The sequence below is a fragment of the Epilithonimonas tenax DSM 16811 genome (assembly GCF_000428485.1).
Lineage (GTDB): Bacteria > Bacteroidota > Bacteroidia > Flavobacteriales > Weeksellaceae > Epilithonimonas > Epilithonimonas tenax.
This window is the reverse complement of record NZ_AUAA01000028.1, coordinates 15319-31514: the sequence shown is the minus strand read 5'-3', so window position 1 is coordinate 31514 and position 16196 is coordinate 15319. Positions and strand designations below refer to the sequence as shown.

14 protein-coding genes are annotated in these 16196 nt (G+C 36.9%); 10 read left to right on the top strand and 4 right to left on the bottom strand.

The features are described from left to right. Positions 1–157: 157 nt before the first annotated feature. The 8 genes from F564_RS0112885 (at position 158) to F564_RS0112850 (ending at position 7843) form a co-directional block, all read left to right on the top strand. Entirely contained in the window at positions 158–634 is a 477-nt protein-coding gene (locus F564_RS0112885) for a DinB family protein (protein WP_028123016.1), read from the top strand. 3 nt (positions 635–637) lie between these two features. Further along, a complete protein-coding gene (locus tag F564_RS0112880; RefSeq protein WP_028123015.1) occupies positions 638–1072 on the top strand; it encodes a hypothetical protein in 435 nt (144 codons plus the stop codon). A 238-nt stretch (positions 1073–1310) separates the two neighbouring features. Then, complete coding sequence (gene rlmB / locus F564_RS0112875; protein WP_034981554.1) at positions 1311–2066, top strand: 23S rRNA (guanosine(2251)-2'-O)-methyltransferase RlmB; 756 nt, start codon at positions 1311–1313, stop codon at positions 2064–2066. Positions 2067–2134: 68 nt separating this feature from the next. Beyond that, positions 2135–3175, top strand: coding sequence for a DUF6263 family protein (locus F564_RS0112870; RefSeq protein ID WP_051259669.1), 1041 nt, complete (start codon positions 2135–2137; stop codon positions 3173–3175). 29 nt (positions 3176–3204) lie between these two features. After that, positions 3205–4410: an outer membrane beta-barrel protein gene (locus F564_RS0112865; protein ID WP_084406816.1), complete on the top strand. Its 1206-nt coding sequence runs from the start codon at positions 3205–3207 to the stop codon at positions 4408–4410. Between the two features lie 12 nt (positions 4411–4422). Next, complete coding sequence (locus F564_RS0112860; protein WP_028123011.1) at positions 4423–4650, top strand: hypothetical protein; 228 nt, start codon at positions 4423–4425, stop codon at positions 4648–4650. Between the two features lie 164 nt (positions 4651–4814). Then, on the top strand, positions 4815–7352 hold the full coding sequence (locus F564_RS0112855; RefSeq protein WP_028123010.1) for a YfhO family protein: 2538 nt from the start codon (positions 4815–4817) through the stop codon (positions 7350–7352). A gap of 23 nt (positions 7353–7375) precedes the next feature. Next, positions 7376–7843, top strand: a complete 468-nt coding sequence (locus tag F564_RS0112850) for a hypothetical protein (RefSeq protein ID WP_028123009.1) — start codon at positions 7376–7378, stop codon at positions 7841–7843. 74 nt (positions 7844–7917) lie between these two features. Here the strand turns inward: F564_RS0112850 and rpsO are convergent, their stop codons facing one another. The 4 genes from rpsO to thrA form a co-directional block, all read right to left on the bottom strand. Continuing rightward, complete coding sequence (gene rpsO, locus F564_RS0112845) at positions 7918–8187, bottom strand: 30S ribosomal protein S15 (RefSeq protein WP_028123008.1); 270 nt, start codon at positions 8185–8187, stop codon at positions 7918–7920. Positions 8188–8394: 207 nt separating this feature from the next. Then, complete coding sequence (gene thrC, locus F564_RS0112840) at positions 8395–9714, bottom strand: threonine synthase (protein WP_028123007.1); 1320 nt, start codon at positions 9712–9714, stop codon at positions 8395–8397. 356 nt (positions 9715–10070) lie between these two features. Beyond that, complete coding sequence (locus tag F564_RS0112835) at positions 10071–11000, bottom strand: homoserine kinase (RefSeq protein ID WP_028123006.1); 930 nt, start codon at positions 10998–11000, stop codon at positions 10071–10073. Positions 11001–11082: 82 nt separating this feature from the next. Next, a complete protein-coding gene (thrA, locus tag F564_RS0112830; RefSeq protein ID WP_028123005.1) occupies positions 11083–13527 on the bottom strand; it encodes a bifunctional aspartate kinase/homoserine dehydrogenase I in 2445 nt (814 codons plus the stop codon). 602 nt (positions 13528–14129) lie between these two features. Between thrA and F564_RS0112825 the strand changes: the two genes are divergently transcribed. Together F564_RS0112825 and F564_RS0112820 are read left to right on the top strand one after the other, a co-directional pair. Beyond that, positions 14130–14465, top strand: coding sequence for a PadR family transcriptional regulator (locus tag F564_RS0112825; RefSeq protein WP_028123004.1), 336 nt, complete (start codon positions 14130–14132; stop codon positions 14463–14465). A gap of 4 nt (positions 14466–14469) precedes the next feature. Beyond that, entirely contained in the window at positions 14470–16194 is a 1725-nt protein-coding gene (locus tag F564_RS0112820; RefSeq protein ID WP_028123003.1) for a PspC domain-containing protein, read from the top strand. Positions 16195–16196 lie beyond the last annotated feature (2 nt).

The window sequence follows — 16196 nt, the reverse complement described above, 5'->3', positions numbered from 1 at the left end:
CATATAAAAACCCGCAACAGCAAACATAATAATTGCTAATCTTGCGTTAAATATTTGTTAAAACAACCAACAGAATAAAAAATGGATAAAAACAAGTTAATCCGATCGTGTTATTGACATTTTTCTTACATTTATCACTTAAAATCAAAAAACAAAAATGAATTATCATTTTGCCAACCATAGACAGGTGCGGAAAAACCTGTTAAACCTATTACAAACGACTTCTGAAAAAGACCTTTTGACCATTCCGGATGGCTTTAACAATAACATCTATTGGAATATTGCCCATTGCGTTGCACAACAACAGTTGCTTTGCTATTATTTGAGTGGAAACCAGTTCCGGATCGATAAATATTGGGTAGAAACCTACAAAAAAGGCACATTCGCCAATGTGGATGTGAAGCAATCAGAAATGGAAGATCTGGCTTATCTCCTCATAGAAACATCTAAGATTCTGATGAAGGATTTTGACGATGATTTTTTCTCAGATTACACGCCTTATTCTACCAGTTTTGGGATTGATCTGAAAAACATTCAGGATGCGATCATCTTCAACAATATGCACGAAAGCATTCATTATGGCTACGTTCTTGCGCAGAAGAGAGCGTTGATTGCTGAAAGTTTGAGTTTATAGATCATGAATCTCAAATTCCTGTTCCCTGTTTTTCTATTAGGAATTTTATCATTTTCAAAATCTGAGAATGAAAGATTTCAGTATTATAAATCTGTCAGCAAAACTCAGGAAATAGAGGTTCTCTATCTGACTTGGGATGATACGAATCTGCCCAATTTTGTTAAAACGTCGGATTATAAAAAATATGTGGACAAAGCAGAATTGTTTGAACATTGCTTCTACGTAGATTCCAAAGATCCTGAAAAAAGGAAATTCAAAATCCCAGTGACGACGGATAAACTGATCAAAAAGATCCCTTTAAAGATCAAAGGAAAATTCTTCAAGACCAAACAATTCGATGACACGTTTCCAACCGCACTTTTCGAAGATTACAGAAAAACAGGCGATTTGAAATTCAAAACAGAGAATGGTGAGTTCTTGGTTTTTGTATTGGATTAAACATAAATTTCATTTTTTTAACCTCATCGTCAACATAGTCATATAGATTTTTGAAATTTTATTTAAAAAATAGACCAATAATCCCTTTAAGCTTTTAATAGAAATTTTCAATTCCTTTATTTGACTGTGGTTTTAGCAGTATTCTTAGTAGAATCTTTTATTTTTTGATCAAAAACTTTACAATTTTGTTAAGATAAAATAATGTAAAAGACTACTTTTGCAAAACAAAATCTCATTCATGAATCCAGAGAAAAAAGACGACTTCATATTCGGTTTAAGACCAGTGATGGAAGCCCTAGAAGCCGGAAAAACCGTAGATAAAATATTTTTACAAAACGCATTGACAGGCGAGATCTACTTCGAGCTGAAACAACTTTTGGCAAAACATAACATCCGTCCAAACTACGTTCCTGTAGAAAAACTCAACCGTTTTACCAGAAAAAACCACCAAGGTGTGGTGGCCTTTATTTCTGATGTTCCTTTCCATAAAATCGAAGACGTTTTGCCTCAGCTTTTTGAAGAGGGGAAAACACCATTTATATTGATTCTTGATAGATTAACGGATGTCAGGAACTTCGGCGCTATCTGCAGAACGGCAGAATGTGTGGGCGTGGACGCAATTCTAATTCCGGAAAAAGGTGGTGCACCGATTAATTCTGACGCGATCAAAACTTCGGCCGGAGCGATTTATAATATTAAAATTTGTAAAGAAAAGAACTTGGCTCATTCTGTAGATTTTCTACAGCAAAGCGGTATAAAAGTCTTCTCAGCTACAGAAAAGGCGCAGAAATTGATATACGACGTGGACTTCACAGAACCGTGCGCTATCGTGATGGGAAATGAGGAAACAGGAATCTCGAAAGAAGTGCTTCACCACTCGGACGAAAAAATAAAACTGCCGATAGAAGGTAAAACCCAATCCCTAAACGTCTCTGTTGCATGTGGCGCGATTCTTTACGAAGCCGTGAGACAGAAGATAGTTGTTGGTTCATAGTTTTTGGCTGCAAACATCAGTTCATTGATTATGATTAATCCAATATCATTTATTACTAAACATCAATTATGAAAAAAATAACAGCGCTTGCGCTTATTGCCATAACATTGGTCGCTTGTCAAAAGGAAACTAAGACCGTGACAAGAGTCAATCCTCAAACCGGAAAAACAGAAACAGTCACCGTAGAAGTGTCTGCTGAAGAAGCTTCAAAACCAAAAGCGGTTGCGGACAGCAGCGGCGTTTACAAGCAGAAATTTATTCTCGAAAAAGGCGTGACTTATCCGTTGGTTTCTTACCAGAGAGAAATTCAATCTTTGAATACGCCAGACGGAAAAACAATGTCCGGAACAACTGAGACCACAGACGAGATGTCCGTCACTGTCAACGATTTCAAAAACAACATCTATGATCTGACCTTGAATATGACAGGAAAAAGAATGTCGAATTCAGCAAATGGTAAAACATTGGTGATAGATACCAAACAAGCGGCTCCGAAAGAAGAAGCCCTTAGAATGGATTATCTTGTAAGCAAAGGCTTGGCAGGCAACAAACTGAATGTCAAAATGGATTCTTACGGGACTATCAAATCGGTAACTGGATTTGATGCGGTTTACAACAATCTGAAAAAAGCCATCGCAGGAACTGTGAAAGATCCAAAACAGCAAACAGCTTTTATAGAAAGCTTCAAAGCTGGCTTCAATGAAGCCATGATGAAAGAGCAATTGGGTAAAAACCTGAAAATTATTCCTGCGAAAGGCGCAAAAATAGGCGACAAATGGACAGATTCTGAAGACATCATCCCAGGCAAAGTAAAACAGACTTTGACTTTCACATTGACCAAAGTTGAGGATGGAAAAGCGGAAATCAGCGTAACAGGTGTGATTCCTTCCAAAAATGACAAGCAGTCTCAAAATGGTATGACGCACACCATGAGCGTTAACGGGACCGAAAGCGGAAAAATCATCATTGATGAAAACACAGGCTGGCTTCTAAACCAGAATCTAAGCATCAAAACAACACAGAAGGAAAGCGTGACAGATGGCAAGCAGACGCAAAGTATGAGCAAAAACTCGACGACGTCTATCATCATCAATCCTTCTTATAAATAAAAACTTACCATAAAACTCAAAAAAAAACTATGAAACCAATTTTAAGCTTTTCACTACTGTTATTCAGTATATTATCATTTTCACAAATTAAATTTCACGAAGGATACTTAGTCATGAATGATAAAGTGAAAAAAAGTGTCTTTATCAAAAATATGGACTGGAAAGAATATCCAGAAGTTATTCATTACAAAGAAACGGCTGACGGCGATACAAAACAAGCAACGATTTCTGCCGTTAAAGAATTTTATGTAGATGATATAACATATGTGCGTTACGATGTAAAAGTAGACAATTCTGCAATAACTTTGAACAGTATGGACGCTAACAAAGATCCAATCTGGATAAAGAAAACAGTTTTTCTAAAACTTTTGGTAGATGGCAAAACGAAGCTTTACAAATATTCTCAAAACGGAAATGTAAAGTATTTTATAAAAAAAGAAGGTCGGGATAATGTGGAGCAGCTCATTTTTAAACAATATCTGAGTGAGCAACAAAGTCAAAGTATTGTAAAAAGTAACAACAACTATAAGAAGCAGTTGGATAGCATCAACTCAGCAATCCCGGCGGAGAATTTGAAATATGAGGAAAAATCGCTGGCGCAGTGGTTTAATCAAAATTCAGGAATTGTTGATATCGCAAAGTCATCGAATGGAGGAAAGTTCAATATGCGTGCAAAAGTAGGATTTCTATCGTCACAATTTAGTTTTGAAAGTTCATCGTCGATGTTCCAAGACGTGAATCTTGATTCCAAAATAACCGTAAGTCCCTCACTGGAAATGGAATATGTCTTGGCTTTCAACAAGGGTAAATGGAGCATTTTTGCTGAGCCTACGTACTCTAATTATTCCAGTGAGCTCTTGACAGAATCTACCGTTTTTTTAACATTTATTAACAGGAGGTCTTACAAAGTCGATTATCAATCCATAATAATACCGATGGGCGTCAAACATTATATGTTCGTAAACGACAGGAGTAAGTTTTTTATAAGTGGCGCATTTGTTGTTAGCATTCCGATGCAGTATAGAATTGAAGTCTCATCAACGGACACTGGAATCCCTTCCTATGAAGATAATCCAAACTCTACAGCTGCAGGTTTTCAATTGGGAGTAGGATATATTTACAATAACAAATGGTCTGTTGAAGGCAGACTGATCAATCAAAAATCCGGTATCAGCAATGAGACGACAGCAATTACAAAATCTGTTGGACTTTCAATCGGATACAATATTTTTTAAAATCAATATTTAATGTTCAAGCACATTTTCGAATTTATACTAACAGTGATCATCATATTCTTTGTCTGGAATATTTTGAAAAGGTTGTTTTTCAACGCGTTTTATAAAAACTTCCCTACCTTTAACCCCAAGAATCAACAGAATGAGCAGCAGACGGAGAAAAAATCGCCTGCCCAGAAAGTAAAATGGGATGCGGAAACTGTAGATTACGAGGAAATAAAAGAAGAGAAAAAACAATAGTCAATTTCTGACTTAAAATAAACATAAAACCTTTCAGATTATTAAGTCTGAAAGGTTTTTTAATATTAAATTTGGAATTTAAAATTTTAAAGCCATTTTGTAATTGATATTAATTTAAAGCATTGATTTTAAATCTAATATCTAAAGTCTAATATCTAACATCTATGTTCAAAAATAAGAAGAATCTCATATTCATCCTTGCAAGCTTCGTCATTTTCATTCTCCTGGCGGTGGTTTACGCCAATCCTGTCATCTCGGGAAAACGCCTGATGCAGCACGACATTGTTTTCTATAAAGGCGGCGCAGAAGAACTGCTGCAATACCGGGCAAACAATGAAAATGAAACGTATTGGAGCGACGCTATGTTTGGCGGAATGCCAACGTACCAGACTGGAGCGCAGTTCCGGGGCGATATCATCAAGAAAATAGATGATTTGTTTTTGTTTCTTCCCAAACCTGCAAACTATCTTTTCTTACTCTTTGCCGGATTTTTCTTTCTGGGAATGGTGGCGGTTAGAAACTGGAAATATGCACTTTTAGGTGCAACATTCTTCGGATTGTCCACTTATTTTTACATTATTATTGCCGCCGGACACAACGGAAAAGTTCATACCATTGCTTATTTTGCACCGCTCGTAGCCGGGATTCTATTGGTTTATTTCCGTAAAAAATATATTCTCGGATTCATCACCACTACCCTATTTATGGGACTTCAGATCTGTGCGAACCATCCGCAGATGACCTATTATCTTTTCATTGGATTGGGATTTTTATTGTTGTCTGAATTGATCAGAGCCATCAAAGGCAAAATCGAATGGAAACATTTCCTCATTTCGACAGGAATCGTTGCCGTTGCAGGAATCATCGGTGTTGGGATGAATTCACAAAGAATTATGGCAAACGCCGAATATGTGAAAGAAACAGTGCGTGGAAAACAGATACTTAACACAAGTTCTCACACCGCCGGAAAATCCGGAATGGACAAAGAAAGCATCACAATGTGGAGCTACGGAAAACTGGAAACCCTTAACCTGTTCATCCCCAGATTAATGGGAGGCGCAAGTCAGGAAGAAGGTTCTGACAAAATCATGATACACATCCAAGAACTGGCTCAGGAGAATATCAAATCCCAACAGGAATACGAAATGATGACAAGAGGTTTTGGAAGTCCGACGTATTGGGGCGATCAGCCGAGTACTTCTGGACCGGCTTATCAAGGTGCAGTGGTTTGTTTCTTAGCCGTTTTAGGATTTTTCTTTGCCGGAAAAAGATACAGATATTGGGTTTTGGGCGCATCCGTTTTGACGATTTTCTTAGCTTGGGGAAGCAATTTCTCGGCGCTAACCGATTTCTTTATTGATTATGTTCCGATGTACAACAAGTTCCGTGCGCCGTCTTCTATTTTGGTTGTTGTGGAATTTTTGTTTCCTCTAATTGCAATTCTTGGTCTATATAAATTCTTTACGGATGAAAATCTGACCGAAGAATACAAAAAGAAAATATTGCTTTACGTTTCAGGAACTGTTCTCGGAATCACAGTGATTTTAATGGTTTTCGGGAAAGGAATTTTAGGTTTTTACACTGCCAATGAGAAAACCTACCTTCCGCCCTATTTACTGGATTATTTGATTGATGAAAGAGCATCGATGTTCCAGATTGATGCCTTCAAAGCGATCATTTATGTTTCGGTTACCGCTGGCGTTTTATTTTTAGGATTAAAGAAAAAACTGAATATCAATATTGTTTTACTAATTATCGGATTCGTGAGTTTATTTGATCTTTGGACCGTGAACAGACGTTATCTGAACGATGATAATTATGTTGATAAAACCTTCGCCGACTATCCTTTCCAAACAGAAAATTCGGAATACCTGATGAGTAAAGCGGGCGACAATTCTTTTGTTCAAAGCCTTCTTCAGCAGACCGAAGTGAATAAAGCGCTTCAAACCATTGCTGAAAAAGACAAAGACCATTACAGGATTTTCAATAATGTTTTGGGAACTTTCAGCGAGACCAATACTTCTTATTTCAAATCGTCAATTGGCGGTTATCACGCAGTTAAATTGAGACGTTATGATGACTTGATCAACCAATATTTCTCGACGACAGACCAAATAAAAACCGTCCGAATCCTGAATATGCTGAACACCAAATATTTCTTAGTTGGCGACCAGCAAAAACCGGAAATCACACCAAACCCTGAAGCCAACGGCAATGCGTGGTTTGTGTCTGACATCAAATTCGTCAACAATCCAAACGAAGAACTCAACGAAACAGGAAATATAGACACCAAGAAAATCGCTGTGATTTCTAAAGATGACAAAGCTTATTTCAACGGAAAAAATCTGGTAAAAGACTCAACGGCGTTTTTGGCTTTGAAATCTTATCAGCCAAACGAATTGTCATTTGATTCATCTTCTAAAACGCCTCAATTGGCGGTCTTTTCAGAGATTTATTACCCTCACGGCTGGAATGTTTATCTGGACGGAAACAAGGTGGATTACATCAAAGCAAATTACCTTTTGAGAGCGCTTTACGTTCCAGCAGGGAAACATAAAATTGAAATGAAATTTGAACCAGCCGTTATCGAAAAAGGAAAATTATTTTCTTTGATAAGTTTTGGCTTGTTTGTTATGTTGAGTTTGATTGGGGTTTATTTTTTGGTCAAGGATTCTCGGAAATCTGAGGTTGTTAAGGCTTAATTTAAACTTTAAACATACGAAGTATGGATTATAATAGGCAACGACATAAGGTTCTTAAGTTACTTTCAGTAAGCAAAATCCAATTTAATAATGGAAACAGAAACTCAGATTTTAAATTTGGTGTTAGCTATGATAATTTACAAAAAGAATTAAAATATGATGCAGATACTTGCGAATTAGTTTACGCTAAACTTTACCAAGAAGGAGAAGTTGAACATACAAACACTGCTGTTTTTGGTTTACAAGCAACTCAAAAAGGTTTGTCATCATATTCGGAAAAAAAATATCTAAAGGAAAATGAAAAGTTAATCTTTGATTATTTAAGAAATTTTGTTCAAATAGCTATACCAATTTTTTCTCTAATTGTCGCTATTCTAGCAATCCAATTGAAAATTGAAACTACTAATGATAAGACAAATAAAAAGATTGATAATTTACAGAAGCAATTAGACAAACAGAATAAGATAATTTATGAAATAAATAAAAAATAATTATTAAAATGTTTTTGTGTAACAAAAAAGCAACCCAAATTGAGTTGCTTTTCTTTTTTGCTTGAAAGCGGAAATTATTTTCTGATTCCCAATTCAGCGATGATAGCTCTGTATCTAGAGATTTCTTTCTTCTTCAAGTAATCAAGAAGAGATTTTCTCTTACCTACCAACATTACTAGAGATCTCTCTGTAGCAAAATCGTGACGGTTAGCTTTCAAATGCTGAGAAAGGTGGTTGATTCTAAAAGTGAATAGAGCAATCTGTCCTTCAGCGCTTCCTGTGTCATTTGCAGATTTTCCGTGCTTTGCGAAAATTTCTGACTTTTTTTCTGGTGTTAAATACATTCCAATATTATTTAATGATTATTATGTAATTCGGGTGCAAAGATAGGATTTTATTTGGGATTAGAAACCTATAACTCAAAAAATTATCGCAAAGACGCAAGATATTTATTTTAATTATGCCATAACTCGCAAAGAAATACGCCATTCAACTTTGCGACTTTAAACAGTCCTTCTATGAAAAATTTTGTGCCTGTGCGATAAAAGCCCTTAGTTCTCATCCATCAAATAATTTTTTACCAATTCAAAATCCGCTGGGAATTCCACAGATTGTTTTTCCTTTTTGTTGAATGCTTCGAGTTTTTCAGGGATTTCGATTTTCACTTTTAATACCTCTTCTACAACTTCTACAAACTTCGCCGGATGCGCCGTTTCCAATAAAACACCAACAAAATCTTCATTGTCTTTGTCATCCTGAGCGGAGTCGAAGGATTTCTTGAAGGTTTCTAATCCTAAATAAGCAACTGCTCCGTGAGGGTCCAAAATGTAATCAAAATCATTCTTCACCTTTATCATCGTCTCTTTTGTGTCTTCATCCGAAAAAGAATACGACGCAATCTCTTTTTTGAATTCCGAAACATCATCATTGAATAGACTTTTCATTCTTTCAAAATTACTTGGATTACCAACATCCATTGCGTTGCTGATGGTTTGTTTCGAAGGTTTTGCTTCGTAATTTCCGGTGTCAAGATAATTTGGAACCACATCATTCGCATTAGTCGAAGCGATGAATCGATGAATTGGCAATCCCATTTTTTTAGCAAAAAGTCCAGCCGTCAGATTCCCGAAATTGCCACTCGGAACGGAAAATACGATTTGTTTTCCTAATTTTTGCAATTGAGCAAATGCCCCAAAATAATAGAACGACTGCGGAATCAATCTGGCAATATTAATACTGTTGGCCGATGTCAAAGTAAATTTCTGATTCAGTTCTTCGTCTGACAAAATTTGTTTTGCCAAGGCCTGACAATCATCAAAAGTCCCATCGATTTCCAAAGCCTTGATATTTCCGCCCCAAGTCGTGAGCTGTTTTTCTTGCAACGGACTTACTTTTCCTTTTGGATAAAGAATATAAACCTCAATCCCCTGAACATTGAAAAACCCTGACGCCACAGCACTTCCCGTATCGCCGGAAGTGGCAGCAATCACTTTCATCGGTTTTCCATCCGAAAAATAAGCCATCATTCTCGCCATAAATCGCGCGCCAACATCTTTGAAAGCCATCGTTGGACCGTGGAATAATTCGAGCGAATAAGTATGATCTGAAATTTTAACCGCCGGAATTTCGAAGTTCAAAACTTCATCGATGATTTCTTTTAAGTTTTCATCGGAAATGGATTCTCCGAGAAATTCTTTTGCTACTTTGAAACCAATTTCTTGAAGACTAAGATTTGGTAGATTTTCAAAAAATTCAGCGTCCAATTGCGGGATATATTCGGGCATAAATAGTCCGCCGTCATCTGCCAAACCTTTTAAGATGGCTGTTTTGATGTTGGTTTCTTCTTGTTTTCTTGTTGATATGTATTTCATTTTATTGATAGTTGTTGGTTGATAGATTTTAACGCAAAGTCCGCAAAGATTTTTTTAATCTTATTGAAAATATTTTAAGGCTCGCAAAAACGTAAAACTCATCAAAGAATAAAACGTTAAAGCTCTTTTGTCATTCCGTAGGAAACCTAACGAAGTGGTTCGACGGAGTCAATCTCGACAGTTTAGATTCCTATGGAATGACAATATTGGATTTGTAGGACAAATCTTGATTTAACGACGAATCTGCAGCCCGACTTGAGTGGAAATCCTTTTTTGCTTTGACTTAATTTCTTATTAAACTGAAATCGTCGAGCAAAAAAGATTGGGAACGGAAGGCGGATTAAGCTGCCCAAATTTTAATTAATGACTCTCGCTCCTTCGTCGTTGATTTTTGTGACGAATGATTCGCTTTCTATATTTTTTTGGTTGAGTAATTCCTTGATTTTTTGTGAAATAACTTCTGCAATTTCTTTCTTTTCGCACAAGGCAAAAACCGACGGACCGGAACCGGAAATCCCGAAACCAATCGCGCCGTTGTCCAGAGCCAGCTGTTTCATCTCATAAAAATAGGGAATCAACATCGCGCGAACCGGCTCTATGATGACATCTTCCAGACTTCGGCTGACCAAAGCAAGGTCATTGGTACAAAATCCCGCTACCAAACCAGCGATATTTCCCCATTGCTGAACGGCAGATTTCAGGCTGATTCTTTCCTTGATGATTTTTCTCGCTTCGCCTGTGGGAACATCCACGTGCGGATGAACAGAAACGACCGACAAATCCTTTGGATAAGGCAATCTTAGCGCATCTAACGGCTCGTAACTTCGCACCAAGACTAGTCCGCCCAAAAGTGCCGGCGCTACATTGTCTGCGTGTGCATTGCCGCAGGCGATTCGTTCACCTTCCATCGCGAGAGGCAATAATTCCTGTCTTGAAAATGGTTTTCCCATCAGCTCATTGATGGCAACCAAAGCCGCAACACTGCTTGCTGCGCTGGAACCCATTCCGCTGTTGAGCGGCATTTTTTTATAAAGCTCGATATCAATTCCTTGCGTTGAATTTATCTTTTCGAGAAACAGTCGGATGACGTGGGAAACGACATTTTTCTCTGGGTCTTTGGGGAGTTTTCCACCGTCGCCTTCTATTTTTGTGATGGCGATTTTATTTGAATTATTTTTTGTCAGGATGATTTCGTCACCTGGTTCGTCGATGGCAAAACCGAGAATATCGTAGCCACAAACGACGTTGGCAACAGTTGCCGGAGCAAAAACTTTGATAGAATCCATTTTTATAATTGATAAATGATGAGTAATCAATGATATTTATTAAAACGATGAATTGAAATCAACTATCGTTTATCTTTTATTTTTATTGAGCCGTCACTCGGACTAAATCTGCGAAAACACCAGCTGCGGTTACTTCTGCGCCGGCGCCTGGACCTTTCACAACCAAAGGCGTGTTTCTGTATCTTGAAGTTGTGAAGGAAATGATGTTGTCGCTACCTGATAATCCATAAAAAGCGTGGTTGGCATCTACCATTTTTACTTCGATGTTGATTTTCCCGTCTTCTAGAATCCCAATTAATCTGAGTTTTTGACCAGAACTTTCCGCTTCATTTTTGAAGGATGAAAAGTAAGGCTCGTTCTTCTCCAGTTCTTCATAAAAACCCAGAATCGACTCTGCTTTGAGACAAGCTTCTGGCAGAAAATCTTTGATGTTGACATTGGACATTTCCAAAGGCAGACCAATCTCTCTTCCCAGAATCAGCATCTTTCTGGAGAAATCCATACCGTTAAGATCATCTCTCGGATCGGGTTCTGTGTAACCTAATTGCTGAGCAGTTCTCACGACTTCTGCAAAAGTTTTGTCGCCAACGTAATTATTGAAAATATAAGAAATTGTCCCTGATAAAATGGCTTCGATTTTCAGAATCTCGTCTCCGGAAATCCAAAGGTCATTGAGTGTTTTGATGATCGGAAGTCCAGCACCAACATTGGTTTCATAAAGAAAGCTCACATTGTTCTTTTTTGCCTGTCTTTTGAATTTGCTGTATTGCTCGTAAGCGGAAGAATTCCCTTTTTTATTACAGGTGACAATCGAAATATTTTGCTCAAAAAATTGCGGATAATAGCTTACGACATCTTCGCTTGACGAGTTATCAATGAAAACCAAATTAGGTAAATTTTTACTTGAAACAGACTTTATAAAATATTCTAAATTAGACTTTTCCAAATTTTTATCTAAAATTTCATCCAAGTCAAAACCTAAACTTTCATCGTCTGCAATTACCATCTTTCGGCTGTTGGCAACGCCTACCACATTGATCTTGATCTGGTGGTTTCTCTTCAGATTTTCTTGTTCTCTTTTTAATTGTTTGAAGAGTTCCTTCCCGATATTTCCTGTTCCAGCAAACATCACATTGAAGGTTTTAACGGGCGAAAGAAGGAGTGAATCGTGGACTACATTTAGCGCTTTTGAGAGTTCATTTCTTTCGATGACAGCAGAAATATTAAGCTCGGATGAGCCTTGTGCAATGGCAATGATATTGATTCCATTTTTACCCAAAGCGCTGAAAAATTTCCCGCTGATTCCTCTCGTTTTTTTCATATTCTCACCAACAACCGAAAGAATGCTGAGCTCATTATCGAACTGTGGTTCATCAATTTTGTTGGCATTAATTTCAAATTCAAATTCTTCCCGGATTGCTTTTTCGGCTTTTTTCTCATCACTAAAATTGACCACAAAAGAAATACTGTGTTCCGAACTCGCCTGCGTAATGAGGACGACATTGACATCATACTTTGCCAATGCATTGAACAATCTGCCGCTGAACCCCTTCATCCCGATCATTCCGTTTCCGGTGATATTCACGAGGCAAGTTTTCTCGATAGAGACAATTCCTTTGATCAAACCTTTCGAAATTTCGGATCTTTGATGAATCAAAGTTCCTGGATTTTCCGGATTAAAAGTGTTTTTAATATAAATCGGAATTTGGCTTTCGATGGCCGGAATCATTGTTGGCGGATAGATCACTTTTGCGCCAAAGTAGGACATTTCCATCGCTTCCTGATAACTGAGTTCTGGTTGTGAAAAAGCATTTTTCACCAATCGTGGATCAGCCGTCATAAAACCGTCTACATCTGTCCAGATTTGGATTTCACTAGCCTTTAATCCAGAGCCCAAAATCGCGGCGGTATAATCTGAACCACCTCTGCCAAGTGTGGTTGTATCATGATTTTCATCTTTTGAAATAAAACCTGTGATCACATAAATCTGATTCTCGAGATTCCAATTCTTAAGATTTTCATTGGTTTTAAGGAAATTGACTGATGCATTTCCGAAGTTGGAATCGGTGACAATCAATTCTCTGGCGTCTTTGTAATTGGCGGTAAGATTCTCTGATTGAAGATAAGTCGCAATGATTTTGCTCGACATTTGTTCGCCATAAGCAAGCAAACGATCTTTGATCCTTCCTGATAACTCCCCAAGATTTTTGACGCTGAAAAGAACATCTTCGATCTCGTTGAAACTTACTTTTACGAGCATCAACAGAGGATTCTGCATCGTTCGTGGTAGCAATCCGGAAATGATCTGATAATGTTTGTCTTCTGCAAGCTTCAGCATTTCTGAAAAATCATTTTGAATCAATGCTTCTTCTGCAGCCAGCAAAAGTGAATTTGTAATTCCGGAAAAGGCGGAACAAACGACAACTAGCGGTTCATTTTGATTGAATTCTTTTTCAACGATTAATTTTACATTTTTCAATGCATCCAAACTTCCGACTGAAGTTCCTCCAAATTTTAATACTTTCATTAATGGTGGTCTTTAAACAAAAAAGCCTTTCTGGAAAATCAGAAAGGCTTTTTGTATTGTTATTATTTTTCAATTTCACATACACACCTTCCCGCAACTATTAATTGTAGTTGTTGTAGAAATGGTTGTTGTGGTTGTAAAACGCATTATTATTGTTAATTATAACACGAAAGTATGAAAACATTTTTCATTTGCAAATTATTTTAACTAAAATTCTATTTAAATTTTAAAAATCCGTCTAATATTTGAAGTTTTATGAATCAAATTTTAATTAAAAAAAACATAATCTCTGTCTTTAAAAAGTTGAAAATTGAGTGATCGAACACTCCAAAAGTCATCACTAAAGCGAAAATAAACTTGATTTTAAAATTGTTAAAAATTATTTTTGAAGTTTTATTGCTGACAATCAATTACTTAATTATTTAATTTTAAAATATTTACTACTTTGTATTGCACAATACCTTTTAGTTTACATATCTTTGCAATGTAAAGTTAAAGAAAGATGTTTTGAAGTCGCAAAACGAAAGCTGGAAATCGGAAGATTCAACGGTGAAAACAAACATCATACTTTAAATTTTGACTTTTAAAACCAAACAATTAATATGAATACCGAGAACACAAAGGCGCAAATGCGCAAAGGAATTCTGGAATTCTGTATTTTGAGTCTGATCCAACAACGCGAAATGTATGTTTCCGATCTGATAGAATCTCTCAAAAAAGGAAGACTGGATGTAGTGGAAGGAACCCTTTATCCCCTTCTAACAAGACTGAAAAATGGCGAATTCCTCGCTTACAGATGGGAAGAATCCACGAGCGGGCCGCCAAGAAAGTACTACCAGATCACAGAAAAAGGCAGTCTTTTTCTCACAGAACTGCAAACGACGTGGCAAGAACTGACAGATTCTGTCAATCAAATTATCTCAAACTCTCAAAACTAATATTATGAACAAGACATTATCTATAGCACTCGCTGGTTTTTCCTTTACGATAGACGAGCTGGCTTATATAAAATTAAGCGATTATCTGAATGCTCTTAGAAACTCTCTGGATGCAGATGAAGCAGATGAAGTGATGAACGACATCGAGATCAGAATGGTAGAGATCTTCAAAGAAGCACTTGGAAAACGAGAAGTGATCAATGATTCTGACGTTGAAAAAGTAATTGCTCAAATCGGAACACCAGAACAGATTGACGAACAGGAAGAAGCTTATTTTTCTGAAGGAAAACAAAAGCAATCCAAAACGTCTGGTCCTTTTTCTTACAGTAGCAATTCTCAGAAACAATTGTTCCGTGATCCGGAAAAGCAAAAAATCGCAGGCGTTTGTGCAGGTTTGGCAGCTTACTTTGGAATGGAAATCAGCTGGATGAGATTGATATGGGTTGGAGCATTTCTTTTCCTTTGGGTAGCTCCAGGATCTTCTTTCTTAGTTGTAATCCTCTATTTTATCCTTTGGGCTGTTTTACCAAAAGCAGAATCAGCTTCGGATTTTTTGAAAATGAAAGGAAAACCTTTAAACTTCGATAATTTAAAGGAAGAATCCGGAAAGATCGTTCAGTTTGCTAATGAGACAACAACCAGAGCTGGCGAAATCTACACAGAGAACAAACCAAAAATTGGATCCGCTGGAGACACCATCTTGAAAATCCTTAAATATTGCTTGGCAATCTGGTTAGCTTTGATGGCTGCAGGCTGTTTCATCGGACTTTTTGCAATGACATTTGCTTATGGATCCGGGAAATTTGGAATCGACAACAACCTTGGATTCTATCTTGAAGAAAATAATATGGGTTATCTGATCTTAGCGATTGCGGCTTTGCCTACCATTATCTTCGGCGTTGCATTTTTATTATTATCAATCAAATTGTTCTCTCCGAAAACCAAATTCAATTATGTAGGTCCTGTTTTGGGAACTTTGGGAATCATTTGGATTATATTAATAGGTGTGTTGGCAGCGAATGCTTCAAAATTCAACTTCACTTACAGCGGAGAAAATGAAGATTATGAAAACATCTCAATCACCGCACCGAATGCATCAGACACGATCTACATCGACAGCAAAAAAGTGGAAATTCCTGAGAACTTTAAAACTTATTTCAATAACATCTATTCTGATAAGTCTAAGATTTTCAAAAAAGATTATCCACACGTAGAAATCACGAGAAGAGATGATATCAAAACGCCTTATCTGATTGTAAAAAGAGAAGCAGACGGTTACAACCAGCCTCTAAAAATGAAAGTACCGGTGGAAATCGTTGGAAATAAAATCATCCTGCCAAACTACTTCGAGTATCCTTACGAATACCGTTTCAGAAACTACAGATTGGATTATGAACTTGTAGTTCCTAGGAATACGAAAGTCATTAATGAAAAAGATTACGAAGTGAATGTAAGTGATGATAATGATGATGATGATAACAATTCTGACAACGATAACAACAGCGGAATCACGGTTGAGAAAAACAAAATCAATATCAACGGAACAACCATCGAGTACAATTCTGAAGACAACGACAGCGTAAAAATCAATGGAAAATACTATTCTAAAGATTCTGCAGACGTGGTTTTGGAAAGACTGAAAATTGATGAAAAAGTTAAGAAAAGCATTGAAGATCTTAACATCAACATCAAAGACGGTAAGAAAGAGATCAACATCAAAACTAAATAATA

Coding starts and splice junctions, on each gene's coding strand:
- F564_RS0112885 (WP_028123016.1), top strand. CDS start 158: ATGAATTATCATTTTGCCAACCATAGACAGGTGCGGAAAAACCTGTTA.
- F564_RS0112880 (WP_028123015.1), top strand. CDS start 638: ATGAATCTCAAATTCCTGTTCCCTGTTTTTCTATTAGGAATTTTATCA.
- rlmB (WP_034981554.1), top strand. CDS start 1,311: ATGAATCCAGAGAAAAAAGACGACTTCATATTCGGTTTAAGACCAGTG.
- F564_RS0112870 (WP_051259669.1), top strand. CDS start 2,135: ATGAAAAAAATAACAGCGCTTGCGCTTATTGCCATAACATTGGTCGCT.
- F564_RS0112865 (WP_084406816.1), top strand. CDS start 3,205: ATGAAACCAATTTTAAGCTTTTCACTACTGTTATTCAGTATATTATCA.
- F564_RS0112860 (WP_028123011.1), top strand. CDS start 4,423: ATGTTCAAGCACATTTTCGAATTTATACTAACAGTGATCATCATATTC.
- F564_RS0112855 (WP_028123010.1), top strand. CDS start 4,815: ATGTTCAAAAATAAGAAGAATCTCATATTCATCCTTGCAAGCTTCGTC.
- F564_RS0112850 (WP_028123009.1), top strand. CDS start 7,376: ATGGATTATAATAGGCAACGACATAAGGTTCTTAAGTTACTTTCAGTA.
- rpsO (WP_028123008.1), bottom strand. CDS start 8,187: ATGTATTTAACACCAGAAAAAAAGTCAGAAATTTTCGCAAAGCACGGA.
- thrC (WP_028123007.1), bottom strand. CDS start 9,714: ATGAAATACATATCAACAAGAAAACAAGAAGAAACCAACATCAAAACA.
- F564_RS0112835 (WP_028123006.1), bottom strand. CDS start 11,000: ATGGATTCTATCAAAGTTTTTGCTCCGGCAACTGTTGCCAACGTCGTT.
- thrA (WP_028123005.1), bottom strand. CDS start 13,527: ATGAAAGTATTAAAATTTGGAGGAACTTCAGTCGGAAGTTTGGATGCA.
- F564_RS0112825 (WP_028123004.1), top strand. CDS start 14,130: ATGAATACCGAGAACACAAAGGCGCAAATGCGCAAAGGAATTCTGGAA.
- F564_RS0112820 (WP_028123003.1), top strand. CDS start 14,470: ATGAACAAGACATTATCTATAGCACTCGCTGGTTTTTCCTTTACGATA.